Source organism: Pseudoalteromonas sp. A3, from assembly GCF_025942345.1.
GTDB classification, from domain to species: domain Bacteria; phylum Pseudomonadota; class Gammaproteobacteria; order Enterobacterales; family Alteromonadaceae; genus Pseudoalteromonas; species Pseudoalteromonas atlantica.
In genome coordinates this window covers 17,198-43,148 of sequence record NZ_JAPCKL010000010.1, presented here as the reverse complement: position 1 = coordinate 43,148, position 25,951 = coordinate 17,198, and the positions used below count along the sequence as shown (strand labels likewise).

At 37.8% G+C, this 25,951-nt stretch carries 22 protein-coding genes; 18 read left to right on the top strand and 4 right to left on the bottom strand.

The window, feature by feature from the left end; all coding sequences use genetic code 11:
- The first annotated feature begins 14 nt into the window (after positions 1-14).
- A complete protein-coding gene (locus tag OIZ54_RS15605; RefSeq protein WP_024032894.1) occupies positions 15-2,135 on the top strand; it encodes a methyl-accepting chemotaxis protein in 2,121 nt (706 codons plus the stop codon).
- A gap of 97 nt (positions 2,136-2,232) precedes the next feature.
- On the opposite strand, the gene OIZ54_RS15600 is transcribed toward OIZ54_RS15605, so the two are convergent.
- Entirely contained in the window at positions 2,233-2,820 is a 588-nt protein-coding gene (locus tag OIZ54_RS15600; protein WP_024032893.1) for a TetR/AcrR family transcriptional regulator, read from the bottom strand.
- A 132-nt stretch (positions 2,821-2,952) separates the two neighbouring features.
- Between OIZ54_RS15600 and OIZ54_RS15595 the strand changes: the two genes are divergently transcribed.
- Positions 2,953-3,495 carry a carboxymuconolactone decarboxylase family protein gene (locus tag OIZ54_RS15595; RefSeq protein WP_029773647.1) on the top strand — a complete coding sequence of 181 codons (543 nt, stop codon included), beginning with the start codon at positions 2,953-2,955 and terminating at the stop codon, positions 3,493-3,495.
- Positions 3,496-3,558: 63 nt separating this feature from the next.
- Here OIZ54_RS15595 and OIZ54_RS15590 read toward each other — a convergent pair whose 3' ends face one another.
- Positions 3,559-4,089 (bottom strand): hypothetical protein, encoded by a 531-nt coding sequence (locus OIZ54_RS15590; RefSeq protein WP_055255511.1) that lies wholly within the window; start codon positions 4,087-4,089, stop codon positions 3,559-3,561.
- Between the two features lie 53 nt (positions 4,090-4,142).
- Between OIZ54_RS15590 and OIZ54_RS15585 the strand changes: the two genes are divergently transcribed.
- A complete protein-coding gene (locus OIZ54_RS15585; protein ID WP_264390775.1) occupies positions 4,143-4,526 on the top strand; it encodes a DUF1294 domain-containing protein in 384 nt (127 codons plus the stop codon).
- Positions 4,527-4,564: 38 nt separating this feature from the next.
- Here OIZ54_RS15585 and OIZ54_RS15580 read toward each other — a convergent pair whose 3' ends face one another.
- Together OIZ54_RS15580 and OIZ54_RS15575 are read right to left on the bottom strand one after the other, a co-directional pair.
- The gene (locus OIZ54_RS15580; RefSeq protein WP_264390774.1) at positions 4,565-4,921 is read right to left on the bottom strand and encodes a PEGA domain-containing protein; all 357 of its coding nucleotides are present in this window, start codon (positions 4,919-4,921) and stop codon (positions 4,565-4,567) included.
- Positions 4,922-5,055: 134 nt separating this feature from the next.
- Positions 5,056-7,029 (bottom strand): serine/threonine-protein kinase, encoded by a 1,974-nt coding sequence (locus OIZ54_RS15575; protein WP_248461773.1) that lies wholly within the window; start codon positions 7,027-7,029, stop codon positions 5,056-5,058.
- A gap of 484 nt (positions 7,030-7,513) precedes the next feature.
- On the opposite strand from OIZ54_RS15575, the gene tagH reads away from it, so the two are divergent.
- The 15 genes from tagH (at position 7,514) to tssG (ending at position 25,934) form a co-directional block, all read left to right on the top strand.
- Positions 7,514-8,788, top strand: a complete 1,275-nt coding sequence (gene tagH, locus OIZ54_RS15570) for a type VI secretion system-associated FHA domain protein TagH (protein ID WP_248443405.1) — start codon at positions 7,514-7,516, stop codon at positions 8,786-8,788.
- Positions 8,789-8,803: 15 nt separating this feature from the next.
- Complete coding sequence (tssJ, locus tag OIZ54_RS15565; RefSeq protein ID WP_248443406.1) at positions 8,804-9,268, top strand: type VI secretion system lipoprotein TssJ; 465 nt, start codon at positions 8,804-8,806, stop codon at positions 9,266-9,268.
- A 14-nt stretch (positions 9,269-9,282) separates the two neighbouring features.
- Positions 9,283-10,611, top strand: coding sequence for a type VI secretion system baseplate subunit TssK (gene tssK, locus OIZ54_RS15560; protein WP_248443407.1), 1,329 nt, complete (start codon positions 9,283-9,285; stop codon positions 10,609-10,611).
- A gap of 20 nt (positions 10,612-10,631) precedes the next feature.
- Positions 10,632-11,912, top strand: coding sequence for a type VI secretion system protein TssL, long form (gene tssL, locus OIZ54_RS15555; RefSeq protein ID WP_264390773.1), 1,281 nt, complete (start codon positions 10,632-10,634; stop codon positions 11,910-11,912).
- A gap of 10 nt (positions 11,913-11,922) precedes the next feature.
- On the top strand, positions 11,923-15,432 hold the full coding sequence (tssM, locus tag OIZ54_RS15550) for a type VI secretion system membrane subunit TssM (protein WP_264390772.1): 3,510 nt from the start codon (positions 11,923-11,925) through the stop codon (positions 15,430-15,432).
- Positions 15,414-16,142: a type VI secretion system-associated protein TagF gene (gene tagF, locus OIZ54_RS15545; RefSeq protein WP_024032881.1), complete on the top strand. Its 729-nt coding sequence runs from the start codon at positions 15,414-15,416 to the stop codon at positions 16,140-16,142. Before tssM ends, tagF begins: the two co-directional genes overlap by 19 nt.
- The gene (locus OIZ54_RS15540; protein WP_264390771.1) at positions 16,135-16,932 is read left to right on the top strand and encodes a PP2C family protein-serine/threonine phosphatase; all 798 of its coding nucleotides are present in this window, start codon (positions 16,135-16,137) and stop codon (positions 16,930-16,932) included. The genes tagF and OIZ54_RS15540 overlap by 8 nt, the downstream gene beginning before the upstream one ends.
- A gap of 219 nt (positions 16,933-17,151) precedes the next feature.
- Positions 17,152-18,276: a type VI secretion system protein TssA gene (gene tssA, locus OIZ54_RS15535; RefSeq protein ID WP_264390770.1), complete on the top strand. Its 1,125-nt coding sequence runs from the start codon at positions 17,152-17,154 to the stop codon at positions 18,274-18,276.
- Positions 18,277-18,292: 16 nt separating this feature from the next.
- Positions 18,293-18,796, top strand: a complete 504-nt coding sequence (gene tssB / locus OIZ54_RS15530) for a type VI secretion system contractile sheath small subunit (RefSeq protein WP_248461777.1) — start codon at positions 18,293-18,295, stop codon at positions 18,794-18,796.
- Complete coding sequence (tssC, locus tag OIZ54_RS15525) at positions 18,793-20,283, top strand: type VI secretion system contractile sheath large subunit (RefSeq protein ID WP_264390769.1); 1,491 nt, start codon at positions 18,793-18,795, stop codon at positions 20,281-20,283. Before tssB ends, tssC (OIZ54_RS15525) begins: the two co-directional genes overlap by 4 nt.
- A gap of 36 nt (positions 20,284-20,319) precedes the next feature.
- Positions 20,320-21,849: a type VI secretion system contractile sheath large subunit gene (gene tssC, locus OIZ54_RS15520; protein WP_264390768.1), complete on the top strand. Its 1,530-nt coding sequence runs from the start codon at positions 20,320-20,322 to the stop codon at positions 21,847-21,849.
- Between the two features lie 5 nt (positions 21,850-21,854).
- Positions 21,855-22,622 carry a type VI secretion system accessory protein TagJ gene (locus OIZ54_RS15515; protein WP_264390767.1) on the top strand — a complete coding sequence of 256 codons (768 nt, stop codon included), beginning with the start codon at positions 21,855-21,857 and terminating at the stop codon, positions 22,620-22,622.
- 17 nt (positions 22,623-22,639) lie between these two features.
- Positions 22,640-23,125, top strand: coding sequence for a type VI secretion system baseplate subunit TssE (gene tssE, locus OIZ54_RS15510; RefSeq protein WP_264390766.1), 486 nt, complete (start codon positions 22,640-22,642; stop codon positions 23,123-23,125).
- Positions 23,122-24,948 carry a type VI secretion system baseplate subunit TssF gene (gene tssF / locus OIZ54_RS15505; protein ID WP_264390765.1) on the top strand — a complete coding sequence of 609 codons (1,827 nt, stop codon included), beginning with the start codon at positions 23,122-23,124 and terminating at the stop codon, positions 24,946-24,948. The genes tssE and tssF overlap by 4 nt, the downstream gene beginning before the upstream one ends.
- Positions 24,945-25,934, top strand: a complete 990-nt coding sequence (gene tssG / locus OIZ54_RS15500) for a type VI secretion system baseplate subunit TssG (protein WP_264390764.1) — start codon at positions 24,945-24,947, stop codon at positions 25,932-25,934. The genes tssF and tssG overlap by 4 nt, the downstream gene beginning before the upstream one ends.
- Positions 25,935-25,951 lie beyond the last annotated feature (17 nt).

Below are 25,951 nucleotides of genomic sequence, written 5' to 3'. Positions count from 1 at the left end.
AAAAGGTAATTTAAGTGCGAGAACTCACGTTAGCAAAAAAGTTATTATGGATAACTGTAGGGAGTACATTTTTAACAGTATTAGTACTTTCTGGAGTTTTATGGTGGCAAATGTCATCAAACAGCGAGGCGCTCGCTAAAGAATCTGAAGATTATATCGTGGCCGAAGTTGAGCAAAAGCTTAACGCAAACGCGGCTGCTTACGGCGAAAAAATAGCCGGATTTATCAACGAAGCTTACCGAATTCCAAACTCATTAGCTGCATTACTTGGTGATGCGGCTAATACTCAAACATTAGACCGCGACACGGTAGTGAGCATTAACCGCTCTATACTTGAAAAAAATCGGTTTTTATCGTCAATTTATTCGCAGTTTGAAGCCAATGCCTTTGATGGGCAAGACGCGCAATTTAAGCAAGGATATAAACACTCAGTTAATGGCGATGGCACGTTAGAAGTATATATAACGCGTGACCAAAACGGCATTATTGAGCAGCAAAAAGTAGCTAACGCTGCCGATAAATACCTGACCTCGTTAAACGAATTTGGTATTCGTGAAGCGCATTGGTATTTATGCGCAAAAGATACACTTAAGCCCTGTATTATGGAACCTTACCTTTACGAAATACCTTCTGGCGATTCGGTTATGCTTACCTCATTAACCGTACCTATTACTAAATCGGGCCGCTTTATTGGTTTAGCAGGCGTTGATTTAACGCTCCCTACGTTTCAGGGCTTAACCGAAAAACTTTCGAGCGAACTTTATAACGGCCAAGCAAAAGTAACACTTTTAAGTGATATAGGTTTAATTGTAGGCAGCAGTCACTACAAATCTAAATTAGGCCGCCCATTTAAAGAGGCAGTTAGTAGTAACACTTACAGTGAGCTGGTTAAATTTAAAGGGCAACATGGCCTTTTTAAAACACCTAGCGAGTATTTAGTTAACTACCCAATTAATATTAAGCTGGCTAACACTCAGTGGAGCCTACTTATTGAAGTGCCAAGTAATTTAGCGCTAGAGGGGCCTAATGCCTTAGCTAAAAACATGAGCGACTCGGCCAATCAGCTCGGTGTTGTTATTTTAATAACCGGTGCTGTTATTGCTTTAATCGCTTTTATTATTATGAAAGTAGTAGTGGGCACTGTGGTTGCACCCCTTGAGCAAATTCAACAGCGTGTAGATAACCTTGCCAGCTCAGAAGGTGACTTAACTCATACACTCCATGTAGATACCCACGCAGAGCTGATTGCGCTTGCGGGTGGTTTTAATGCCTTTTTAGCTAAGCTACGTGGCCTAATTGCAGAGCTTAAAGATGTATCGTCGCAAACAAAACAGCAAGGCGAAATAGCACAACATATTGCTATTGATACAAAACATAATGTGCAATCGCAGTTTCAAGAAATTGAAAGTGTAGTGACCGCTATGAACGAAATGAGCGCCACCGCACTTGAAGTTGCCAGAGCCTCTGAGCAATCTGCTCAACAAGCGGATGAAATAAATGGTTTAGTGGTTAGCAGTGAGTCGAGCTTGTCATCGGCTATGAGCCAAGTGAAAACCATGTCTGAAGAAATAAAAGAAGCCAACCAAGCGGTTGAAAAAGTGGCTTCGCGTAGTAAAGATATTACGCAAATTTTAGATGTGATCAGAACCATTTCAGAGCAAACCAACTTACTTGCACTTAATGCCGCCATTGAGGCAGCACGCGCTGGCGAGCACGGCAGAGGCTTTGCGGTAGTTGCCGATGAAGTACGTGCACTGGCGTCTAAAACACGCTCATCTACCGATGATATTAGCCAACTTATAGATAGCTTATTGTTAGAAGTAGGTAATGCATCAACCGTAATCGAAAAAGGCGTAGTACGCGCGCAAAGCGCAGTAGACGAAACCTCAGTGGCGTTTGACGCGCTGCACAGTGTGGTAGTAAAAGTAGATGAAATTACTAATCAAATTACCCACATTGCCACCGCAGCCGAGGAGCAAAGCTTAGTAACCGAAGAGATAAACCGTAACCTTACGCTTATTTCTGATGCGGCATCGCAACTTGCTGATTTATCTACCAAAGCGGGCGATAGCAGTGAAGCGCTTAATGCACTGGTAGCGCAGCAAGATAGCGAGCTTAATAAACTTAAAACGTAAGTAAAGCTCAACCCTAGCAAATATAAAAAGCGGCTAATTCACACGAATTAGCCGCTTTTTTTAGTTGAGACTTTTTAGAAGTTAGTAAAACGAAACGTTATAGCTTTTTGATCAAGGCAAACATTTGATTGATCATTGGCTGCGCTAATTGCTCAACCCCTGGGCGGTTAAAATAGCCACGAAGCCCAGTAAACTGCACCTGAAAAAACTGCGCGTATTCAAGCGCGGTAAGGTTGCTGCTTAGCTCATTATTTTTAATGGCTTGAGCAAACAAGGTGGTTAAGTAGGCTTCAAACTTTGCTGATAGATCTAGGCTTAGCTCGTATAACGAGGCGTCTTTTTCTGCAAATTCGCTGTTTGCTTTTACCAACATACAAATAGCACTTGGGCTACAGTCTTTGGTTTTAATAATTACGTTTTCTACAAACGCACGCAAACCACCTAAAACAGAGTCAGAACTTGCTAAAAACCCATCAATTTGGCTTTTCATTTGTACTGTGTAGTCTTTTAAAGACTCGCTGTATAGGCCTTCTTTAGAGCCAAACGCCGCATATATACTGCCTGGGCGCATGTTAATGGCTTCTTGTAAATCGCGGGTTGAGGTGGCGTTAAACCCCTTTTCCCAAAACAATTGGCTTGCAACGCGAATTACATTATCGCGCTCAAATTTAACTTTGTTTGCCATTTTATTCTCAACTATTTTGAACGTATGCTCAATTTTAACTTGAACAGTCGCTCAAAATCAAATAGTATGTGTCTCGAAGTTACTTAACCTGACACCAGGTTACTCAAACACATTAATTTATTGGAGCAGAACATGGCAGAATTTACGTTATATACCCAAGACAACGCACCAGAAGAGTCAAAATCGCTTATGGCTGATTCAGTAGCAGCATTTGGCATGTTGCCTAACCTTCATGCCGTAATGGCAGAAGCGCCTACGCTACTTAAAGGTTACCAAGTACTGCATGAGTTATTTCAAAACACCTCGTTTAACGCAGAAGAGCTAACTGTGGTATGGCAAACAATTAATGTTGAGCACGAGTGTCATTACTGTGTACCAGCACACAGCGCAATTGCCGCTTCAATGAATGTAGACCAAGATATTGTTGATGCCCTAGTAAACAAAACACCACTTGCAGATGCAAAACTTGAAACACTACGTGAAACCACACTTGCAATGACACGCGATCGCGGCGTAATTAGCGATCAGCAAATTGAAAAGTTTTTTGCAGCAGGTTACGGTAAACAGCAACTACTAGAAATTGTTGTAGGCTTATCGCAAAAAGTAATGAGCAACTACACTAACCACCTTGCTGATACACCAGTTGACGAACCATTTAAAAAGTTTGCTAAATAATAGCGGTTTTATAAATAACAAAGGCAGCCTAGGCTGCCTTTTTGTATTGTAAGCGAATGGCCATTATTTAAATTTAACGGCTTTAGTGCTGCGTGTATAAGTACGCTGCTCGGGCTTAGTCCACTCACCCTTTTTTAAATAAGAAGTTGAAACTACAAACGTATCGTTTTTTAGCTCGCTGATCGAGCGCACTTTAGTAATACCTTCTTTACTGCCTGTTACCTCTTCATACGCTACAAATTGGGTAGGGCTGAGCACTTTCATGGTGCCTTTTGTGTAAAAACCTGCGGTAGTAAAATAGTAAAACACCAATGACTCTTTTTTACTGTCGTAAAAAATCATTGATTCCCCACCATACTCACCTTCATTAATAGAGTGCTTGGTATGTATAGCTTTACCATTTAATGCGCGCTCCCAGTGGCCAACATCTTGTACAGGTTTTGCACCTTTAGGTACGTCAAAATCGGCCTGCCATGTACCTAAATAAGGTTTAAATACAGCGAGTTCTTTATCAAGGTTACTTGGGGTATCAGCGGCGTAGCTATTAAAGGCGTATAAGCATAATACTAAAAATAGGGCTTTAAAGTATGTCATAATTTGGCTCTTATTATTTTGGTTTAACTCTTTTTAGTATAGGCGATCATGAATTGATAAAGAAAACATTAATCACCTTCTCACTGCTTTTTTTGGTCGCAGTATGGCAAGCTCATTGGCTTTATAATATGAGTATTTATATACCAAGCTACTTTACAGGTTTAAGCTTTACTACTTTTATAATGTACGCATGGGATAAACGACAAGCTAAACAATCAGCGCATAAAAAAGTAAACCGCACACCCGAGCGCACGCTTCAGTTACTGTCGTTACTAGGCGGTTGGCCCGGCGCACTCATTGCACAGCAATGGCTTAGGCATAAATCGCAAAAACGTCGTTTTATAGTGGTGTTATGGCTGTGTATTTTTGGGAATGTGAGTGTAATAGGGGCTATTACATTTTTTGCAGAAAACGTGAGAGTTATGCCTTTAAATTAATGTGTATTTAAAGGCATAAATACAATTTTACACGGTGTTTAGTTTGCAGCTTCAGTTTTGGCTACTTCATCTAACTCTACTGTAAGTATGGTTTTTTTATCAACCACAACCCACTTACGATAAGTTTGGTAACCTGGTTTGCTTACCTCAACATCGTATTCACCTTCTTTTAGTTCGATCGCGTCTTGGTATACCGGTTTGATATTCATAATACGTACGCGGGCGTCATTAGGGTTAGTAATTACGGTAAGTGAGATTGGAGCAACCACTTCGGCTACTTCAGCCTGAACATCGGCAGCATTGTCTTCAACTTTTTGTTCAGTTTCATTCATATTTGAAGTGTTTGCACAGCCACTTAAGATGAGTAATGCTGCAAGTGCGGTTATTTTTTTCATGTGAGCTCCGTAAAATTATTATTTTAAAATAGGGCCATGAAAGTAAGGAAGTAATAAAGTAGATAATATTTGTCTTTCCTAAATTCATAGCTTGTATATTTATTATTTAAAAACTTTCAAATACACTAATGATGCTACAGCATAATACTATCTAAGGACTTTGTTATAGCTTCACTTCGCTCAACTAATGTTTCAGCTGTTCGATACATTCTTTTTTTCATTAAGCTATTGGCCATTGTGATATAGCGCTTTGACAATTCTTGCCTGATAGATACTAATAAAGGAAAATCATTGGGCAAAATAGTCGACTCTGAGTCAATTAACTCCTCTAGTGCAATTAAATCTTTATATTTATCTATAACAGTTAGTTGCTTAGAATAGCGTTCGAAGCGTTGTTCATAAAACACTAAAGCAGCATTTGAAGGGAAGACTACCTCCTTACCTTGATTAAGTTTATCTTGATAATCAGTTAACGCGATTATTGCAGACTCTCTTTGTAGTAAACTTTCAAAGCTAACTTCAGATTTCTGTTTTTTATCCAAAATGGCTTTACCAACGGATATTAAAGAACTTTGAGTGACTACATCATCTTTAGCGATTGCGTTTTCTAACGCTTTTTTGTAGTTTTCGAAGTGGGTAGGAGATACTTGATAAACATAAGTTTTATCTACCTCATGTAAATCAAGAATTAACTGAGGAATACTATTGTTATCAACTTCGTTATAACGAGATTGCTCTAAAAGTAAATTAATTCGCGATGTAATATCAAAAATAATAGATTGTCTTTCTCTTAAAATGCTTTCCAGTTGCACAGAAAGCTTTTCTGAATCTGGGTAGTATTCAAGCGCTTGAGTGTATACATCTATTGTTTCGTCGAAGTTCTTAAACTTATCACCACTATTATTTAGCTGATTAGCCATACCATCAAAGCTTTGCAAAACACTCTCTTGATTTACACGCAATAAGCCTTGCTTTAAAACTTCGTATTGCGGCGGTATTTCAGAAAGCTTATCGAGTATGCTTGGGCCACTCCACGACATCCACGTTTTTACTTGCTGATTTATAGCCTGAGCATTATCTAATTTTGCTTCGAGCTGTTTTACATTGTTATCGTTAGATAAGTAATATTGCCCTGCTAATACTGTAGCAACCACTAAGCTTGCTACTAGTGCGATAGCTGGTTTGTAATTATGGTTTAATTTAGCAGTAATGGGGTCGAGTGAACTTAATCTATCAGAAGCGTTTAATGCAATTGCTTTATTTAAGCTACCCCACAACCATAGTGGGCAGTTACTAGGGCGTTTTGCCGATGTCTCTTTTGCTAGCTTATCAGCTGCTACGCGGTTAAATGGATGTTTGCTGCTTAATAGTTCAAGGGCTATACATGCGTAAGAAAATACATCATCTTTAACTGATGCTTCTGCACCTTTAAGTTGCTCCGGGCTTGCATAGGTGGGGGTGTAACCACCTACAACTGCGGCATTTTGTTGGTTTTGAACAGCATAGGCATCTTCAATGGTTTTATGTTTTGCAATCCCAAAATCAAGTACTTTTAAGTTGCCGTTAGAATCAAAAATAATATTCGATGGCTTTAAATCATTGTGGATAACACCGCGTGCATGCGCGTAAATCAGTGCATCAGCTAACTGCTCTAAAATTACTTTGGCTTTTTTAAACACCATGCCAGTGGGTTTATTTCTTTTTATTATTTGCTCAAGTGTTTCGCCTTCAACAAGCTCCATTGTTACATAGTGAAGATCGCCATCTGAACCTGCTGAATAGACTTTAACTATATTAGGGTGAGCTAACTGTTGTGTTTTAGTGGTTTCATCTTTTAGGAGAGTGATGGCCTCTTCTGAGTGTGAAAACTCTTCGAGTAACACCTTTATCGCAACAAACACTTCAGGGCGGCTTGGGCTTTCTAAAAATAAATCCCTTGCGCGATAGATATAACACATACCGCCTTGGCCAATTAATTCTTCAACCAAGTAACGAGCAGATATTTTTTTGCCAATTAGATTGAGCTTATTTTTAGCTTGGGGTTTTTTGAGATTTGAATCAAGCGACGCTATCTGAGTTTTATCGTTAGAATTATTGATACCGCTCATTATAAATCCTTTTATTGTGTATATATAAATAATTGCAAAGGTGAATTTTTATCGTTTTTATCAATTCTCCCTTTGATAACGGCAGTATTTTTACAAAAAAAGATTACTTTAGCAATCTTTCTATCGTAGAAGTTTCATACAAAATTAATTATGTCGCCTGTTTTAACTCACTTAAAATTTGTTTTTATTTTTAAACTTAAAAAATAACGTGCTTAAAAGCGCTGTAAAAGGCGTAAAAGGTACATTCATCGGTAATTTATCACTTTATTTTGTTTGGGATTAAATTTGTTACAGTGTGCTGGAAAAGGAACATTCAAACGGTGATTTAATTATTGGATTTCATGTTTTTAGGTTTATTAGATTTATCATTGTCTTCAAATTTAAATATATGTGTATATTTTTATATATTAATTTCAATGTTGACAATAGTTTCGCTTCTACTTTATCCTAATAAAAATGTAGATTTATGGGACTAACTTATCAAATGGAACTGATACTAAATATAACTAGTTATCATAGACTCTCGCCTGAAATTGAAGCTTCTAAAACAACTAAACACTCTCTTATTTTTGGCCGCTCGGAAGCGTGCGATTGGCACTTGCCTGATCCTGAAAAAATAATTTCTAGCCAACACGGCCGTATTGAAAAAGAAGGGGATTCGTTTTACTTATACGATACCTCTACTAACGGAACGTTTGTTAATTTTGGCGTGTCTGCGCTTGGTCAAGGTAATAAACACCGTTTAGCACACAGTGATGTGATTACAGTGGGGGACTTTCAAATTGAGGTCGAGTTAGCTGATTCTCAATCTACGACAGCATACAATGAAGCACGCCCAAATACGGATGACTTTGCACTAAGAAATAGTGCCCCGGCACCTGCAATAGATAATTTTTCTTCAAGTGACTTATTTTTAAATGAATCTATTTTAGATGAGTCAATGCCTGCTGTTTCAATGAAAGAAGAAAACATGGCACAGCCTGATAATCAAATTCCTGAAAATTGGGATGAGTTATCACATTTAATGAACCCTGATGTGTCAGTCTCACCGCAAAACCATTTTGATGATGTTGCAGTGGCAGAACAACCCGTTAAAGTTGAGCCACAAAAAACACCAGAACCCGTTAAGCAGCCAGTAAAACAAGCGCAAACACACGCTAGTACCGCAAGCGCTAATTCCGCTTTATCGGAGGCGTTTTTAAAAGGTTTAGGTGTTAAAACTGAGCTTCAAAATGCCCTCAATACACCAGAGTTGTGGTTTGAAATGGGGCAAAGTTTAAATTTATTATTAAACGAGCTGATGGAGTCATTAAGACAACGAGCATTGGTAAAAAATCAATTACGTTTGAATCAAACCATGTTTCAAACAAAGCAAAATAACCCTATAAAATTTTCTGCTGATATTGATGATGTTATTCAGAATTTATTCATAAGAAATAGTGCAAGCTTCCTGTCGTCTCGTGAATCGATTAAAGAAAGTTTTACTGATACACGAAGACATGAACATGCTTTATTAGCAGGAGCTGATGGTGTACTTAAAGGGATTTTAGAGCAGGTTTCTCCCCAGCTAATCACCCAGCAAGTAAATGAAAACTCTAATGTATTAAAGATTATTCCAGGCCAGTCAGAAGCAAAATGTTGGAAGATATACCAAAGCCTTCATGAAGAGCTAGCGCATGATGTTAATGCTAAAGGCGCTATGGCGTTATCTGACGATTTTTTAAAGGCTTACAATGATAAAACTCAAGAAACGTTTTAGGAAGGAAAGTAAATAATGTCTAAACTTAAGCTCTTTTTTATGAGCATTAGCCTACTCTTTTTGACGGTTGGGTGTACCACCGTAAATAAAATAGTGCCGCCTTCAACTGATTTAATTATTAATGTTTCTAAAGATGTAAATCCAGACACATCAGAGAGACCGTCGCCAGTTGTTATGAAAATATTTGAACTTAGTTCACGAACAATTTTTGATACGCAGGACTTTTTTAGCTTATACGAAACGCCTGAAAAGCTACTGGGTCCAGATTTACTTAAAAAAGATGAGTTAGAGCTACAACCAAACTCAGTACAAAAATACAAAATGAGCCTTAACAGAAATACCCGTTATGTGGGTGTTGTTGTGGCCTATAGAGATATCGACCAAGCAAGGTGGAGAGCCGTTATAGAGGTTGACCCAACAGGCTATGACGATATAGATGTAAATGTTGAAGCAATTGCAACATACATGAGAGAACAATAAAAAGGATTTGTAAAATGGGTGATAACACTCGTGTTGCGTGGACTGAAGGGATGTTCTTAAGGCCGCAACATTTTCAACAATCAGATAAGCATTTTTCTAACTTAATAAATCAATTATGCAATGGGAATTTATCTGATCCATGGGGCATAATTGATATAAGTATAGACACACAATTATTGAACTCAGGACAGTTTGCCCTTGAGTCTTTAAGTGCTATTACACCTGATTTACTACCAATTGAAATGCCACAGTCTACTCCTTTACCTGAGCCATTAGTGGTTAGTAAAGACGTGTATGATGAGGTGGTATACCTAGCTATCCCGGCAATCAAAAACAGTGGAATTAATATTTCAGCGCTGGATGAGAATATTGTTACGCGCTATAAACTAAATGACTTAGCGGTTAGTGACGACTCTTTGGGAGCTCAATCTCAAGAGGTAATTCAGGTTGCTAAAATTTATAGCAAGCTTGTACTTTCATCTGATGATCTCGCTGGGTATATTTTGCTACCTGTGGCGCGCATTATTGAAGTAAGCAATGAAGGAAGCATTAAGCTTGACACTAAATACATACCTGCCTCTTTAAAAGTAGGTCAATGCAAGCCGTTACTCGGTTTAGTAAGAGAAATAGGCTCTATGATAAAACAGCGTGCAGAGAGTATTTCTGTGCGTTTATGCCAAGGTTATGCAGGGAGTACCTCTGTTGCCGACTTTATCATGCTGCAAACCCTTAATAAGTACGATGCTGTTTTTGACAATCTACTTAGCGTGAATAACCTCCACCCAAATGTATTTTATACCCGCCTTATTGAGCTTGCTGGCGAGCTATCTACTTTTAGTACTGCGAATAAAAGAGTACCAAAGCTGCCTAAGTACGATCATGAAAATTTGGGCAAAGTATTTTCTGAAGTAGTTAATTTTTTATATCAATCTTTAAGCCATGTTATTGAACAAACTGCGACAGAAATTAAATTAGAACAAAGCAAGTTTGGTATTTCGTTTGGCGCACTAAAAGATAAATCTGTACTTAACTCGGCACAATTTGTTTTAGCAATCAAAGCAAGTGTACCGCACGAAGAGCTGCGCAAAATACTGCCCTCACAAATTAAGATCGGTAGTGTAGAAACCATACGTGACTTAGTTAATAACCAAATTCCTGGTATTACCATTAGTAACTTACCAACGGCACCGCGCCAAATCCCATACCATGCAGGTTTTCATTACTTTGAGTTAAACAAGCAGGGTGAACATTGGGAAAAACTTCGTTCAAGTGGTGGTATCGCTATCCACTTATCGGGCAATTACCCTGAGCTACAAATAAGCCTTTGGGCAATTAGAACCTAACTTTTAAAGGAAGAGTTTCAATGGATGAAACCATTATAAAACCTCGCCCTGGTAGACTAGGGCGTGACACTTCAAACACTCCGAATGTTGATAACGATGCTGATAAAACAGTGATGTCTGTTGAGCCTGTTGTCAGCAGTGTTGCTAATACGTCTAAAGTTTCAATTTTTAAAAACCCACTTTTAGAAGCGGCTACAGATTGTTTTTCAATAGTAATTTCGATTAGCCAAGCTAAAGAGATGACAAATATTGCTGCTTTAAAGCATCGCTGTGTTGAGGCTGTAAAGCGCTTTGAAGTTGAAGTGCGCAACCAGGGGCTTTCTAAAGATGTAATCACTAACTCGCGTTACTGCTTGTGTGCGATTTTAGATGAATCAGTTTTAAATTCTAAATGGAGCTCAATGGAGTGGGCTGATGAGAGTTTACTATCGACGTTTCATAAAGAAACGTTTGGCGGTGAATACTTTTACACCCTGCTTGATAATGCACTGGCTCAACCTGAACAGCACAAACAATTTATTGAGTTGCAGTACCATTGCTTAAACTTAGGCTTTAAAGGTAAATACAGGCTAGACAACGGTGGCGATACCAAAATAGAAGAATATCGCTCTCAAATGTATCACCTTTTAAATCAATTAGATGGCCCATTGAACAATAAACTTTCACCTAATTGGAAGCAGCGTGTTGCCGCTGGCGTAGAGCTTAGAAATCAAGTTCCGCTTTGGGTGATTTTTTCAGTGCTGGGCTTAGTGCTGTTAATGGTTTACTTATTTATCAACATGAAACTCAACGATGGCGTTACTTCACTTAACGATAAGCTGGCTGTTATTCATCCTATAGCGCAAAACGAAAGTGTAGATAAAAAAGATAAGCAGTTATTAGTACTTGAGCAGTTACTGCAAACAGAAATTCAGATGGGGATTGTTACAGTAAAGAAAAATCTAGACCGTATACGAATTTCAATAAATAATGAAAGTCTATTTAATCAAGGCGATGCGAAATTATTACCGTCCATTCAACCTATTTTAGAAAAGCTAGCACGTAGTTTAGAAGGGACAAAAGGCCGTATTTTAATTACTGGACATACCGATGATACGCCTATCCGTACCGATAAATATCCATCAAATTGGCATCTATCATTAGCGCGTGCAACGCAAGTTGCCAATTCTATGGCTAAAAGTACAAACCTAAGTGGCCGTTTATGGCCTGAGGGTAAAGGTGCAGCAGAGCCTATCGCCAGCAATTCAGATTCAGCTTCTCGGTCACTAAACCGACGAATTGAAATCGATTTATTATTTTAATGAGGCTGACATGAGTTTTTCACACAAAATAAAAAAAATTACTTACGTACTCACTTCTAAAACAGCCATGTTAATTATCGGCTTTTTGGCGTTATCTTTATTAATTTGGTTTGGTGGTCCGCTTATCGCGATTGCCGACTATATACCTTTAGAGAGCGTAGCAGCACGGCTATTAACTATTTTGTTTGTTATTTTAGTGTTTGCTATCACCAAAATTTATAGCTTAACGCAACAAAGCAAACGCGATGAGAAAATGGCCGATGAGTTAATTGAAAGCGATGAGTCGAGCAGTAACGAGGTAAATGAAGAGATCACCACGTTAAAAAATCGCATGAATGAAGCTATCAATTTACTCAAAGATGTAAAGCTATTTAAAGGTAAAAATATATATCAATTACCTTGGTATATTATGATTGGCCCGCCAGGGGCCGGTAAAACAACAGTTATTAATAACTCAGGCTTAGACTATCCGTTAAAAGATAAGTTAGGTGTGGATCTAGTCCATGGTGTTGGTGGTACACGAAACTGTGATTGGTGGTTCACTAATAAAGCCGTACTTATCGATACCGCAGGAAGATACACAACACAAAGTAGCCACGCAAAGCATGACTCGCGCGCCTGGGAAGGCTTTTTAGGGCTCTTACGCAAATACCGCCCTCTACGGCCCATTAATGGTGTAATGATCAGCATGGGTATTTCTGAGCTCATGAGTCAAACTAAAACAGAGCGTAATCTGCATGCCCGCGCAATTAAACAGCGCTTACAAGAGTTACAAAATCAGTTGGGTATGACTTTTCCGGTATACGTCATTCTTTCTAAAGTTGATTTAATTGAAGGTTTTAGAGAGTTTTTTGGCGAGCTTACAGAAGAGGAATGCGAGCAAGTTTGGGGGGTTACTTTTGAGTTAGACCTAGATAAAGACACTCAAGTTGAAGCGTTTAATAAAGAGTTTCACGCGTTAATTTCAAAGCTGACAGAAATGCTTAATCGTAGGTTGATTAACGAGCGTAATGAAGAAATACGAGCCAAAATTTTTGAATTTCCGAGACAACTTCGTGTGCTTCAAGGTGTGGGCGATGCGTTTTTAAAAGAAATTTTTACCCCTAACGCGTATGAAGAACTCCCTATGTTTAGGGGCGTGTATTTGACCAGTGCTACTCAAGAAGGGAAGCCAGCTAGTTTTTTAAATGATGTAAACTCAGCAGATTCTAGCTATATAAATCAATCGAAAAGCTTCTTTATTAAAAACGTTTTAGAAGGTGTGATTTTCCCTGAGCAAAACCTAGCAAGTACTAACAAACATCACGACAAGCAAAACAAATGGCTGAGAGTAGGTAGTATTTCTTTAGCCAGTATTGCGGTAATTGGTTTTTCTATTTCGTGGTACTTTAGCTTTGCATGGAATAATAATTTAATGGCTGCTACAGATGAAGCCATTGAAAATTATCAGGAGCTAGATGGAGCCTCGTTTGATAGAAGTAACTTATTAGTATTAAACGACAGGCTCAATGCGCTAAGAAATTTACCAGCTAACAATCCTGCGTTAGTTGATGACGATGAATCTCAGTCGATAGGTTTTAATAAGCTTAATGAAATTAAACAGTCATCTACACAAGCCTATAACAGGTCTCTACAAACGTATTTAGAACCTTATATAGCCAATACGTTAATTAAAGAAATGGAAGCCCACCCAGAGCACCTTAGCTATTTATACGAGACGCTAAAGTGCTATTTAATGCTATTCCAACCTGAGTACTTTGAAAGTGAAGACATTTCGGCTTGGTTTAATGCATACCTTGAAAGAAACCTACCAGGTGATAAAAATGCGCTAACTCGCGGCCAGTTAATGAACCACATTGCTGCCTTATTAGAGCTGGGGGTTAGTCAAACAAAAATAGATAATCAAGCAGTGCGTATAGCTAGAGCTGAGTTAACTAAGTTACCAATAGCCGAAAGAGCATACCAACGCCTACAAGCTGATTTTCTTGATAGCAGCATTCCGCCGTTTAGATTAACAGACATTATTAGTTTTGAAAGCGCGCAAAAATTCACATTCAGAAACAACGGTGAGCTGACTCGAAGTATTCCTGGTTTATATACCTTTAACGGTTTTCACGGCATTTTTAATGTTGAAAAAAGTAAAATGCTTGGTAATTTGATGGCAAGCAGCTGGGTATATGGCGAGGAAGCTACGGGCACCTATGATATTTCTAAAGATGAAATTGAGAAGAAGCTAGAGCAGCGTTATTTCCAAGATTACATCTATTTTTGGCAATCATTTATTGATGACTTGAGTTTAAACCAATATAGCTCTCCAGCCGAAGGGGTTAATATTACTGATGCCCTAGCAGGTTCTGAAGCACCTATTAAAAACATTATTATGGCTGTGCAAAAAAATGTGCAACTAACCAAACTGCCAGTGTCAGAGAATCAAAAAGCAGCGGGTAAAGTTGCCGCTAATGCCGCTGAAATTGCAATGCAAACTAAAGCTAACAGAATTAAACGTTTTTTACCTGACGAAGCTCCTAAGTTTGACATTAAACTGCCAGGTTATCAGGTTGAAGAAGCGTTTGAAGATGTTATAAATATTGATGCTCAGCAATTAGATAACATTCAGAAAAACCTCAGAGAGCTTAATGTATATCTCACTAAGCTTGATAGAGGTGATCAGTTAAAGTCATCAATAAAAGATCAAATCAGTGGAAAAAGTAAACCAAGTTTCATTCGCCAGCTTGAGTTCCAAAGCCGTGATCTACCTTACCCATTTAATAGCTGGTTATTAGATATAAGCAGAGATACCAGTAATATCACTAAAAATAGCGCTAACAGGCACTTAAATGAGATTTGGAAAAGCCAAGTTTTACGTGAGTACAACGCAGCTATTGTGGGCCGATACCCTTTCTCTCCTTATGCACAAAAAGAAGTGAATATGAAAGACTTTACACGCTTCTTTGGACCAGATGGCACTATTGATAGCTTCTTCACTAACTATGTAGCGCCAAGTGTGGATATGAGTTCGAGTCCGTGGAAGTTTGAAAAAGACATTGGCATAAGCGCTGATACTCTAGCCATGTTTGAACTAGCCCATCAAATTCAAACTGTGTTCTTCGATGGTGGAAGTGCAACACCTAGAATTGAGTTTGGCTTAAGAACCGTTGAATTAGATCAAACTGTCTCTAAATTTAGAGTGGAAATAGATGGCCAGTCCATGTCATATCGTCATGGTCCAATCAAAATTACTAACTTTGTATGGCCAGGCTCATCAGGGCAAAGTACCACAAGAATTGAGTTTACGCCGCCAAGTGGTGGCCGCCCAATTAATACGACTTACCAAGGTGAATGGTCGCTTTATCGCATGCTAGATGAGTTAAGCGCTAAAAGAGCAAAAACACGTGAGGATTTAAAGTTACATTTCTCTCTCATGGGTAACAACGCAAAAGTTGAGCTATTGCCAAAATCAATTAGGCATCCATTTTGGAATAAAAGTGTAGAGAAGTTTTCATGTCCGACCCGATTATAAATATAGGCTACCTTGGCAAAGTCCCTAGCTTGGGGGACTTTGTTCAAGACAGCGTTTCGAAAGAATTTTCAGAGCACTGGGAGCAATGGCTGCAAGCAGCTATTGCTGTAAGCAAAGAACAGTTAGGCGACAATTGGCAAGATAACTACCTAACAGGTCCTGTATGGCATTTTGCTTTATCGCCAAATATTGTTGGCGATAAAGGCGTAATGGGAACTCTATTACCGAGTATGGATGCAGTAGGGCGCCATTACCCATTTACAGTGGCCAGTACATTAGAAGTTGCGCCGATAGAAGTATTAAATTCGGGCGTTTTCTCCTTAGAGTACGAAGACACAGTACTGAAAGTGCTCGATAGCTCTGTTGACCTTTTTACTTGGAGAAAAGACGTTGCTAAATCGATAAGCACCCTTATAGCGCCTAAAAAGCAGCTTAGTATTTCTCCCTCTAGTGACAAAAATAAAGAGGGTGAAGCATTTGAGTTCTCAGGTGATGAGCTATCAAGTGATGTTCTAAAAGACGCCCTTCATGCACTTTTATATAAAAAGCATGGTGATTATAGTGTTTGGTGGACACACGGTTCATGCAATATAAAGCCTATGATGCTTGTTACTTCAGGACTACCGCCTGTTAACCAAGTTGCTGCTATGTTAGATGGCCGATGGAAACATTGGGAATGGAATTACACACAGGTAAAAAATAGTGATTAGCAATTTAAGTACAAGTTACGCAATAACTCATCGCGGTGCAGTTAGGCAATTAAATGAAGACTCACACGTTGAAATTAATAGCCATAACTTATGGGTAGTAGCTGATGGAATGGGTGGACATGAAGCGGGTGAAGTTGCAAGCCAACTAGTCGTAGATGTTATTAGAGCAAAAGTTGAAGAAAAGACACTAGCTACGCTTGGCGTTTCTCATATTGTTTCAGCTATTGAAGATGCAAATCGCCAATTAAATGATTACAGCGCTCAGTACTTAGGAAGTAAAACGGCGGGCAGTACAGTAACCGCCTTATTTATAAAAGATAATCAATATTATGTTTTGTGGGTAGGTGACAGCCGGGCATACATGTTGCGAAATGGCCAATTACAGCAAGTATCGCGGGATCATAGCCAAGTAAATGACCTTATCGATGAGGGCGTAATTTCAGTCGAGGAAGCAAAAACGCACCCTCTTTCGAATGTGATTACCCGTGCAGTGGGCGTTACAGACGAAGTTAAAGTAGATGTAGTACAAGGTGAAGTAAACACTAATGATATTTTCTTGCTTTGTTCAGATGGCTTAACAGGCGAATTGTCTGATGAAGAAATATGTTTGTCATTAGAACCTAATAGTATTATTGATTCAGGTATGGCGCTAATGCATTCTTCTTTAGTAAGAGGTGCGCGCGATAATGTTACCTGTATTATAATTAAGTACGGACATGATAATTTTAGTAGCAAATCGGAAACATACAAAATTCAGGATGAGGCTACTATTCCACTTTTTACTAAGTAGTTATTATTAAATATAAAAAGTAATATATTTTTATTTTAGAGTTTTTACTTTAATTTCTGGCGTGATTTAATAAAGTATATTAAATTTTAATTATTTATATAAAAACAACAATTAAGATTTAAACTCAATTGTAACTAAGCTTGTAATTTATTATAAAGAATGTAATATGAAATCCGCTCCGCTTTATTGGAGTTTTATGGATAATTTTAGGACGATGGAATGTTTGTATTTGAAGAGTATATTTCCCCTATTTCTGAAACTGAGATCGCAGGTTTAGACCCTCGATCTGATGTCTCCCCAACGTCTACTTATTATGCTTTAAAAGATTTAAGAAATCAGCTGCGTGCCGCAGAGAGAAATGCATTAGTTGATGAAGAAGGTATTTCTTCATTATCAAGAGACTGGCTTCCTCTATTAGAACAATGTAGTAATGCAATAAAGACTGAAAGCAAAGATATAGAGTATTTAGCGTGGTTTATTGAAGGGCTGTGCCGAGTTTATAGCTTTAAAGGTTTAGCTTTTGGTTTTAAAGTTGCTCACAACTTACTCAATAATTATTTTAATGAATTATACCCGTCACTTGATGACGATGATGAAGTATCAGATAAAGTATCTGCATTGGTTGGTCTCAATGGTTCCGCAGGCGAAGGCACATTAATAATTCCAATTAAAAGTATCTACCTTACGGATAGTGCCAGCATGGAGTCATATTCTTTTTGGGAATATCAGCAAGGCTATGATATTTCGCGTCTAAATGATGAAAAAAGAGAGAAAAAACTCAGCTCAGGTGCTGTTGACTATGAACTCATTGAAAGAAGTGCAGCTGAAACAAGCACTGAGTTTTTTGTAACCTTAAAGCAAGATATTGAAGAGGCCATGCAGCAATTTTCGCTTTTAAGTGAAGTGCTTGATCAAGTCACTGGGCAACCCCAACCTACGTCCAATATTAAAAAGGCTCTGGAAGTAAGTCTAGCTGCAGTTAATCATATTGCAGCTGATAAATTTGCTGCATTGGAGCAAGCTAAACTTGAAGCTGAAGCTGAAGTATTACTTGAAGCTGAATTGATACAGGGGAATGGTGAATTAGGCACTACAATAGCAGCTAAAAAGCAAGGTAGCTTAGAAATAGACTCTCGCGAGAGTGCGATAAATAAACTTAAAGAAATAGCCGCTTTTTTTAGAAAAACTGAACCACATTCTCCAATGTCATACACAATAGAACAAGTGATTCGATGGAGCGAATTATCGCTGCCTGAATTATTAAATGAATTAATAACAGATAGTGATGCTAGGACCGGGTACTTTAAGTTGTCTGGCATTAAGATCAGCGAAACTGAAACATAAGTAAAAGGAGTTCTCTATGAGTATCCATGATAAATTAAAACGAGTACGTAAACCTCGCGTTCACATAACATATGATGTTGAAACAGAAGGCGCAGCAGTAAAAAAAGAGTTACCTTTTGTTATTGGCGTAATGGGCGATTTTTCCGGTGATAGTACTGAAAATATTAAGCCACTTAAAGATAGGCGCTTTATACAAATTGATCGCGATAACTTCAATGACGTTCTAAAACGTATGAGCCCCTCTTTAAATTTAGTTGTAGACAATACGCTTAACGATGATGGCTCACAATTTAATGTAGAGCTTAACTTTAAGTCTATGGATGACTTTGAGCCTGCAGCTGTTGTGAATCAAGTTGAACCATTAAGAAAATTAATGGAAACGCGTAATAAATTACGTGACTTAATGACTAAGATTGACCGTTCAGAAGAATTAGAAAATGTACTTGAAGAAGTATTAAGTAATACTGAAAGCTTAGATTCTATGGCAAAAGAATTAAAGATAGAGGAGACTGAAAAATGAGTACTGAACAATTAAGTACAGAATTAGAGTCCACTACAGACGCTAGTACGTCTCTCCTTGAGCAAGCAATTGGTGCTACTAAGCAAACAGATGCTAGCCGCGCAGAAGAGCTTCTTAAAACGCTAACTGAAGAAGCATTAAATGGTACAGTTCAGTGGAACAAAAATTTAACCATTACATTTAATGAAGCAATTAAATTAATAGATGAAAAAATATCGAAGCAGTTAAGTGCTGTTATACATACTGACGCTTTTCAAAAGTTAGAAGGCTCTTGGCGTGGACTCCATCATATGGTTTCTAATACTGAAACGAGTTCAACGCTCAAAATTCGCGTTTTAAACATGAAGAAAAAAGAACTTCACAAAGATTTGAGCAAAGCAGTTGAGTTTGATCAAAGCCAGACCTTTAAAAAGATCTACGAGTCTGAATTTGGCACGCCTGGTGGCGAACCATACGGGACCATAGTTGGTGATTTTGAATTTACTAACCACCCTGAAGATGTTGAAACATTGAGTTTAATGTCAAATGTATCTGCTGCCGGTTTTTGCCCATTTATATCAGCCTCAGCACCTTCATTATTTGGATTTGATGACTGGGAAGAGTTAACAAAACCACGAGACCTAGAAAAAGTATTTGAATCAGTAGAATACACAAAATGGCGCTCATTTAGGGAAAGTGATGATTCTCGATTTGTATCATTAACTATGCCTAGATTCTTATCTCGATTACCGTATGGTGCTGCCTCAAAACCTGTTGAAGAGTTTAACTTCGAAGAGTTTGAAATAGGAGAAAAAGATGGAAGAGCGCTGAGTGCTTCAAATGAAGATTACTGTTGGAGTAATGCAGCTTACGCAATGGCAACAAATATGAGTAAGGCTTTTGCAGAATATGGCTTTTGTACAGCAATACGGGGTGCTGAAGGCGGCGGTAAAGTAGAAGGCCTCCCAACTCATATTTTCACAAGTGATGACGGTGACCCTGACTTACAGTGTCCTACTGAAATAGGCATTACAGACCGTAGAGAAGCTGAGCTAAGTAAACTAGGCTTCTTACCTCTGTGCCATTACAAAAATACCGATTACGCTGTTTTCTTTGGTGGTCAAAGCTGTCAAAAACCGCAAATATATACTACTCCTGATGCAACAGCTAACGCAGCAATTTCGGCTCGATTACCTTATTTGATGGCTACCTCTCGTTTTGCACATTACTTAAAAGTGATGGCGCGCGATAAAATTGGTAGCTTTATGGAGGCAGAAGACGTCGAAGCTTGGCTAAATCGATGGATTTTAACTTTCGTAAATGCTGCTGAAGGTGGTGGACAAGATGTTAGGGCTCGTTATCCTCTAGCTGATGCGAAAGTGTCTGTTAAGGAAATTCCTGGCCAACCAGGTTCATATAATGCAATTGCATGGCTGAAACCTTGGTTACAAATGGAAGAGTTAACGTCTTCATTGCGTTTGGTAGCTAAAATTCCAGAGATTGGTTAATTTATTAGTCTCTGGCGTTAAGGATAATGCATTAGAATGAATCACGAAGAGTTTTCATTTATAAGTCAAGGAGCTGCTTTTCATAATAAAGCACACTCCAGAATAAGTGATAATGAGGCTTTACTAGATAGATTTTTAAACGAAAAAAATCTAAATAAAGCTTTATTACTCTGGCTTGAAGGCTCTTCTGATTCTCCAATCTCATGGGCCAAAGAATCGTTGGCTCCATACTTTCAAAGAGTAGTAGTAGAACTTGATCGACTGATAACTGAGCAAATAAATACTATTATTCATAACACAGACTTTCAAAAGTTAGAAGCTAGCTGGCGCAATTTAAAGTGGCTACTTGTACAAACAGAACAGCAAGATAAAGAAAATAAAGTCAAAATAAAGGTATTGAATTGTGATTGGGGCACCCTTTCTAAGGATGTTAATAAGGCAATTGACTTTGATCAAAGTAGTTTTTTTCAGTTAATTTACCAAAGTGAATTCGATCGTGCTGGTGGAGAGCCTTTTGGTGTAATAATTGGAGATTATGAAGTAAGTAACTCAGCCTCTGGTGGGGCATTTTATAATGATATTGATACTATAAAGGAAATCTCGCGTACATCAGCTGCAGCTTTTTCACCTTTTATTTGTTCTGTATCAGCGAGCTTTTTCGGCGCTGATAGCTTCTCAGATTTAGGCTATTATTCTGATTTATTTAATCAATTTGAGCAAAAAGAATATGTAAAATGGCAAAGCTTTAGAGAGATGGAAGAGTCTCGTTTTATTGGTTTAACACTCCCTCATGTATTAGTCAGAGCACCCTACAGTAATGATGGTAAACGGCATCAAGATTTTTATTTCAAAGAGCATATTAAAGACCCTGAAAACGATATGCTTTGGGGAAATGCAGCATTTCAATTTGTTTCTACCATCATAAGAGCGTATTGCGATAGTGGATGGTTTGGACAAATCCGAGGAATAGAACCTGGCAAAGTATCTAAAGGACTTGTTACAGGGCTTGCAAAAGATAGCTACGCTAATGACACTTATCAGAAAGAAGCGAAACCACCTTTAGATTTATTAGTAACAAGTAAGCTAGAGAAGCAATTTTCTGAATTAGGTTTTATTCCAGCTTCTTCAGTTACTAATACTGAACACATTGTTTTTTATAGTAATGCAAGCGCTCAAAAAGCGAAATATTATGATTCTAGTAGTGCTGCGACTATAAATGCCCGTCTGTCAGCTATGCTGCAATATATATTGTGCGTTTCACGTTTTGCACATTATTTGAAGTTAATGGCAAGAGATAAGGTTGGCTCTTATTATAACTCTAGAGAGTGCGAGCAAGACTTGCAAAAATGGATAAATAACTATACTGCTGCCCCAGACTCTGCATCTGAGTATATGAGAAGTAAATACCCTCTTAGTAACGCTAAAATAAAAGTAAGTGAAAATAAAGCTAACCCAGGACATTACTTTTCGGTACTTCAGCTTCAACCCCATTTTCAGCTAGACCAAATGGTGTCCAGCATTAAACTAATTACTGAGCTAAGTCCTCACCATCAAATAAAGGAATAATATATATGAGAAAAATACACGCTTTAATTCGTGAAGGAAAACTTATAGAAGCATTAGCTAACTGTGCGGAAGAACTTCAAGATGAGCCATTAAATTTTGATATCAGAAGTATCTACGCTGAGCTACTTTGCATAAATGGTGAGCTTGAAAAAGCTGATAAACAACTCGACTTTATGGTTCAAAAGAATCCGGAGTTTGCAGTTGGTGCTGTAAATTTAAGGCACTTAATTCGTGCGCAACAATCGCGAGTTGACTTTTATCAAGGTAAGGGAATTCCTAAGTTATTTCATGATGCGAGTGAGTTAGACACACTATTTTTGAAAATGCATGTTGCTCTTTTAGAAGGTTCAACCGATGAAGCCTCGCAGTTAGCTCGAGAGATGGAATCTATAAGAGTTGCCACAAACGAAACATCACCAAGAGATCTTGATGATTGCTTAAATCCATATCTAGAGGTTTTGGGTACTAATGGTGAATTTTATTTAGCAAACTTTAACGAAATTGAATCATTGAAAATAGAGCCAGTCGAATCCTTACTAGAGAGTATTTGGTTACGTGTAGAAATTTCTATCAAGGATGGTCCATCAGGTACAGCTCATTTACCACTTGTTTATATTAATTCTGAATCTGAACTTGAAAAGCTAGGTCAAGTATCTGATTGGGTTGAGCTTAAAGGTGAATTTATTATAGGTAAAGGGATGAAAATGCTTTTTGTTGATGATGAAGCAATCACAATTTCAAACTTAAAGATTAATACGCTTGAATCTGTATAACTCAAGTTTAGCTAGAAATGATTGAACTCAAGCAACAGCTACAATCTTCTATTCTCGATAAGCTTATAGATGATGAACCAGAACTTCGGGATGCGCCTTCACGCACCGAGGGGATCATGATTAGTGAACTTAGAAAAAACGTGCGCAGAGATATAGAAGCTTTGTTAAATGCTCGAATTCAATGGCATACATGGCCGAGTCAATATAGCGAGCTTAAAACTTCATGCCTTTCATATGGGTTGCCTGATTTTTCAAGTATGTCGGTAGGATCTCATGAAGGGCGCGCATTATTATGTGAAATAGTTAAAAGTACAATAGAAAGGTTCGAACCGCGCTTTTTAGAAGTTGAGGTTTTTACAGATGAAGAAGCTCCTTTAAATAGAGTACTTAATTTAAGAATTAACGCATTGCTATACGCAGATCCTGAGCCTGAGTTTATTAGCTTTGACTCAGAGGTAGAGCCTGTTAATTTAGGCATGAGAATAATCGAGGCTTCATTATGAACGATGAACTATTGAAATATTACAATCGTGAATTAGCGTACGTGCGTCATTTAGGAAAAGATTTCGCTGAAAAATATCCGAAAGTTGCAGGTAGATTAAAGCTTAGTGAAGATAATATAGAAGACCCACATGTATCAAGACTTATAGAGTCTTTTGCTTTTTTAACAGCTAATATCAGACAAAAGCTTGATGATAGTTTTCCTGAGCTAACAGATGCTTTACTAGGCCAATTGTTTCCTGATTACCAAGCTCCTATCCCATCTATGTCAGTTGTTAAACTTGAAGCTGAAAATCTATCAACAACTGGAGTCGTTATTCCTAGAGATAGTGAAGTAGAAACAAATGTAGATGAAATGAAGCAATGTAAATTTCAAACATGTTATGAGACTTACTTGTGGCCGGTAGAAATTACTTCGGCCCAATTTGATAATAGTCCTTTTGTAGCACCAACACCTAAATGGAACAAAAAAGCTAAGTCAATATTTAAAATAGAGTTAGCAGGCGAATATAAGGGTGTCTCATTACATGAAACAGGCTTAGATACTTTAAGAGTATACATCAATGGGCAGTGGCACCACACTTTAAAAGTGTACGAGCTTCTTTTTAAACACTGCATAGGGGTCGCGATTGACAACGGTGAGGAGGGAGTTAAGTACATATCTAAAACTCAGCTTCAGCCGGTAGGGTTTAAAAATAAAGAAGCTGTTATTCCTTATTCACAGCGTTCATCTAACGGATATAGATTACTTGTAGAAAATTTCACTTTTCCAGAGAAATTTCGCTTTTTTGAACTACAAAATATTTTAAGTTCATTGCCTAAAAACTCTAACTCTTGCGAAATTTATTTTTACTTTGATACAGAGTCCTCAGAACTTGAGAAGCAAATTGACAAAAGTGTATTTCTATTAGGTTGTACACCAATTATTAATTTATTTGAGCAAGAACTAGAGCCTATACGCCCAGAATTAAGTGAGTACGAATATAAGCTATCACCTAGGTACATGGATGCAGAAATTTCTGAGGTTATAGAAATTAAAGAAGTACTAGCCTTCGATCAAAAAGGGAATAAACAAGTCGTTACTCCTTTTTACGGACAAACTCATCCCCGATATTATGGCCATGATGACTTATTTTGGCACATCAGAAGAGAAACTGCTGCTTGGGCAGGCGGTTATGTAGAATCTGGTACGGAAACATATTTATCATTGGTTGATGCTGCTTTTGAAAACTCCGCTATGGAATATAGTAGTGGTAATACAGTACTAACGGTAAGAGGGACATGTAGTAATAGAAACTTACCCGTAAGTATGCCTTTTGGCGATGAAGAGCTTGGTTTATTAATGCCTGAGCGAGGTGATGTAATCAAAAAAATTCGTTGTCTAGTACCTTTTACTCACGCTGTTAGGCCTGTAATTGCAGACTCTACAAGGTGGCAATTAATCAATCATCTTACCCTAGATACGTTTAGTGGTGAGAATGCATGCCATAAATTAAAAGAGGTGCTTCGTTTATACGACTTTAAGGCATCACCTCAAACCAAAGCGATGATAGATAATATCTATAGAGTAAAAGTTGAACCGTCAACTGTTAGAGTTCTACAAAAGGGGCGTGTAAGCTTTGCATCTGGGAGTGAAATAGAATTAACTTTTGCCAATGATGACTTTTCCGGTAGTGGCATGTTTTTCTTTTCTTCTATACTCGACCATTTTTTTGCTCAATTTACAGCTGTCAATAGCTACACTCGTTTAACTTTGAAATTAAAAGAGCAGGATGAAATTTATTATCAATGGCCAGCAAGAGTTGGGGAAACCCCATTGCTATGATTGAAAATTTAATATCTCAGACCTCACAAGTCGATTTTTATAAAGCTGTCTTCATAATAGAAAGTCAGTTAAAAAAGAATGGCTTAGAATATAGACATGTCGGTTATGACAGCAGCCCTAAACTAGAGCTCATTAAATTTACAGCAACTCAGAAATTGGGTTTCCCAGGAAATGCCATAAGTAAAATAGAAAATATCGGATATGAAGACAATTTAGCGAAAGTAAATATAGAAGTTTCGTTTATGGGTTTAACAGGTTGTGCAGGAGCACTACCTCAATTCTATAGTGAACTAGTTTTACAGCGATTAAGGTTTAAAGATACCACCATGAGGGATTTTTATGACATGTTTAATCATAGATTAGTATCATTATATTATCGAGCTTGGAAAAAGTATAAACCTTCGCTTAATCATATCAATAACAATAAATCTAAAGATCCATATACAAAAATATTAGGTTTGTTGAGTGGAGGTTATAGAGAAAGTCAACTCCATTTTTCAGGTATGTATAGCAGAAAAGTACGTAATGCCAGTGATCTTCAAAGTATATTAACTTATTACTTAGGTTGTGATGTAAAAATACAGCAAATGATAGGCCAATGGAAAACTCTAAAAATACAAGAACAGACTAGTCTGCCCAGCCGGTTAGAATTTGAAGGGCGTCATGCCAGGCTAGGTGTTGATACTGTCCTAGGTAAGCAAGTTTGGGATATCTCTTCTTTAGTAGAAGTCCACATTTTCACTGAAAATGTTGATAAAGCTAGGGCCTTATTACCAAATGGTACTTTATTTATATTAGCAAAAAATATTACTAAGGATTATCTAGGCCGAGCAGTGCAGTTCCGTTTAGAAGTTAAGTCTAATTTTCATAAGCTCAAAGCCATACAGCTTGGAGTAAATGACTACCAACTTGGCAATAGCAGCTTTTTAGTATCCAATAAAGATCCATCTACGTTTTCCCCCACTCAGTTATCGTTTAAAGGATAATTAAAATTAAAAGGAAC

What these genes read in the sequence shown, in the direction of transcription:
- tssB (WP_248461777.1), top strand. Translation starts at nt 18,293, where the DNA reads ATGAGTATCCATGATAAATTAAAACGAGTACGTAAACCTCGCGTTCAC.
- tssA (WP_264390770.1), top strand. Translation starts at nt 17,152, where the DNA reads ATGTTTGTATTTGAAGAGTATATTTCCCCTATTTCTGAAACTGAGATC.
- tssK (WP_248443407.1), top strand. Translation starts at nt 9,283, where the DNA reads ATGGGTGATAACACTCGTGTTGCGTGGACTGAAGGGATGTTCTTAAGG.
- OIZ54_RS15580 (WP_264390774.1), bottom strand. Translation starts at nt 4,921, where the DNA reads ATGAAAAAAATAACCGCACTTGCAGCATTACTCATCTTAAGTGGCTGT.
- OIZ54_RS15595 (WP_029773647.1), top strand. Translation starts at nt 2,953, where the DNA reads ATGGCAGAATTTACGTTATATACCCAAGACAACGCACCAGAAGAGTCA.
- OIZ54_RS15515 (WP_264390767.1), top strand. Translation starts at nt 21,855, where the DNA reads ATGAGAAAAATACACGCTTTAATTCGTGAAGGAAAACTTATAGAAGCA.
- tssJ (WP_248443406.1), top strand. Translation starts at nt 8,804, where the DNA reads ATGTCTAAACTTAAGCTCTTTTTTATGAGCATTAGCCTACTCTTTTTG.
- tssC (WP_264390769.1), top strand. Translation starts at nt 18,793, where the DNA reads ATGAGTACTGAACAATTAAGTACAGAATTAGAGTCCACTACAGACGCT.
- tssE (WP_264390766.1), top strand. Translation starts at nt 22,640, where the DNA reads ATGATTGAACTCAAGCAACAGCTACAATCTTCTATTCTCGATAAGCTT.
- tssF (WP_264390765.1), top strand. Translation starts at nt 23,122, where the DNA reads ATGAACGATGAACTATTGAAATATTACAATCGTGAATTAGCGTACGTG.
- tssM (WP_264390772.1), top strand. Translation starts at nt 11,923, where the DNA reads ATGAGTTTTTCACACAAAATAAAAAAAATTACTTACGTACTCACTTCT.
- OIZ54_RS15575 (WP_248461773.1), bottom strand. Translation starts at nt 7,029, where the DNA reads ATGAGCGGTATCAATAATTCTAACGATAAAACTCAGATAGCGTCGCTT.
- tssL (WP_264390773.1), top strand. Translation starts at nt 10,632, where the DNA reads ATGGATGAAACCATTATAAAACCTCGCCCTGGTAGACTAGGGCGTGAC.
- tagF (WP_024032881.1), top strand. Translation starts at nt 15,414, where the DNA reads ATGTCCGACCCGATTATAAATATAGGCTACCTTGGCAAAGTCCCTAGC.
- OIZ54_RS15600 (WP_024032893.1), bottom strand. Translation starts at nt 2,820, where the DNA reads ATGGCAAACAAAGTTAAATTTGAGCGCGATAATGTAATTCGCGTTGCA.
- tagH (WP_248443405.1), top strand. Translation starts at nt 7,514, where the DNA reads ATGGAACTGATACTAAATATAACTAGTTATCATAGACTCTCGCCTGAA.
- tssG (WP_264390764.1), top strand. Translation starts at nt 24,945, where the DNA reads ATGATTGAAAATTTAATATCTCAGACCTCACAAGTCGATTTTTATAAA.
- tssC (WP_264390768.1), top strand. Translation starts at nt 20,320, where the DNA reads ATGAATCACGAAGAGTTTTCATTTATAAGTCAAGGAGCTGCTTTTCAT.
- OIZ54_RS15590 (WP_055255511.1), bottom strand. Translation starts at nt 4,089, where the DNA reads ATGACATACTTTAAAGCCCTATTTTTAGTATTATGCTTATACGCCTTT.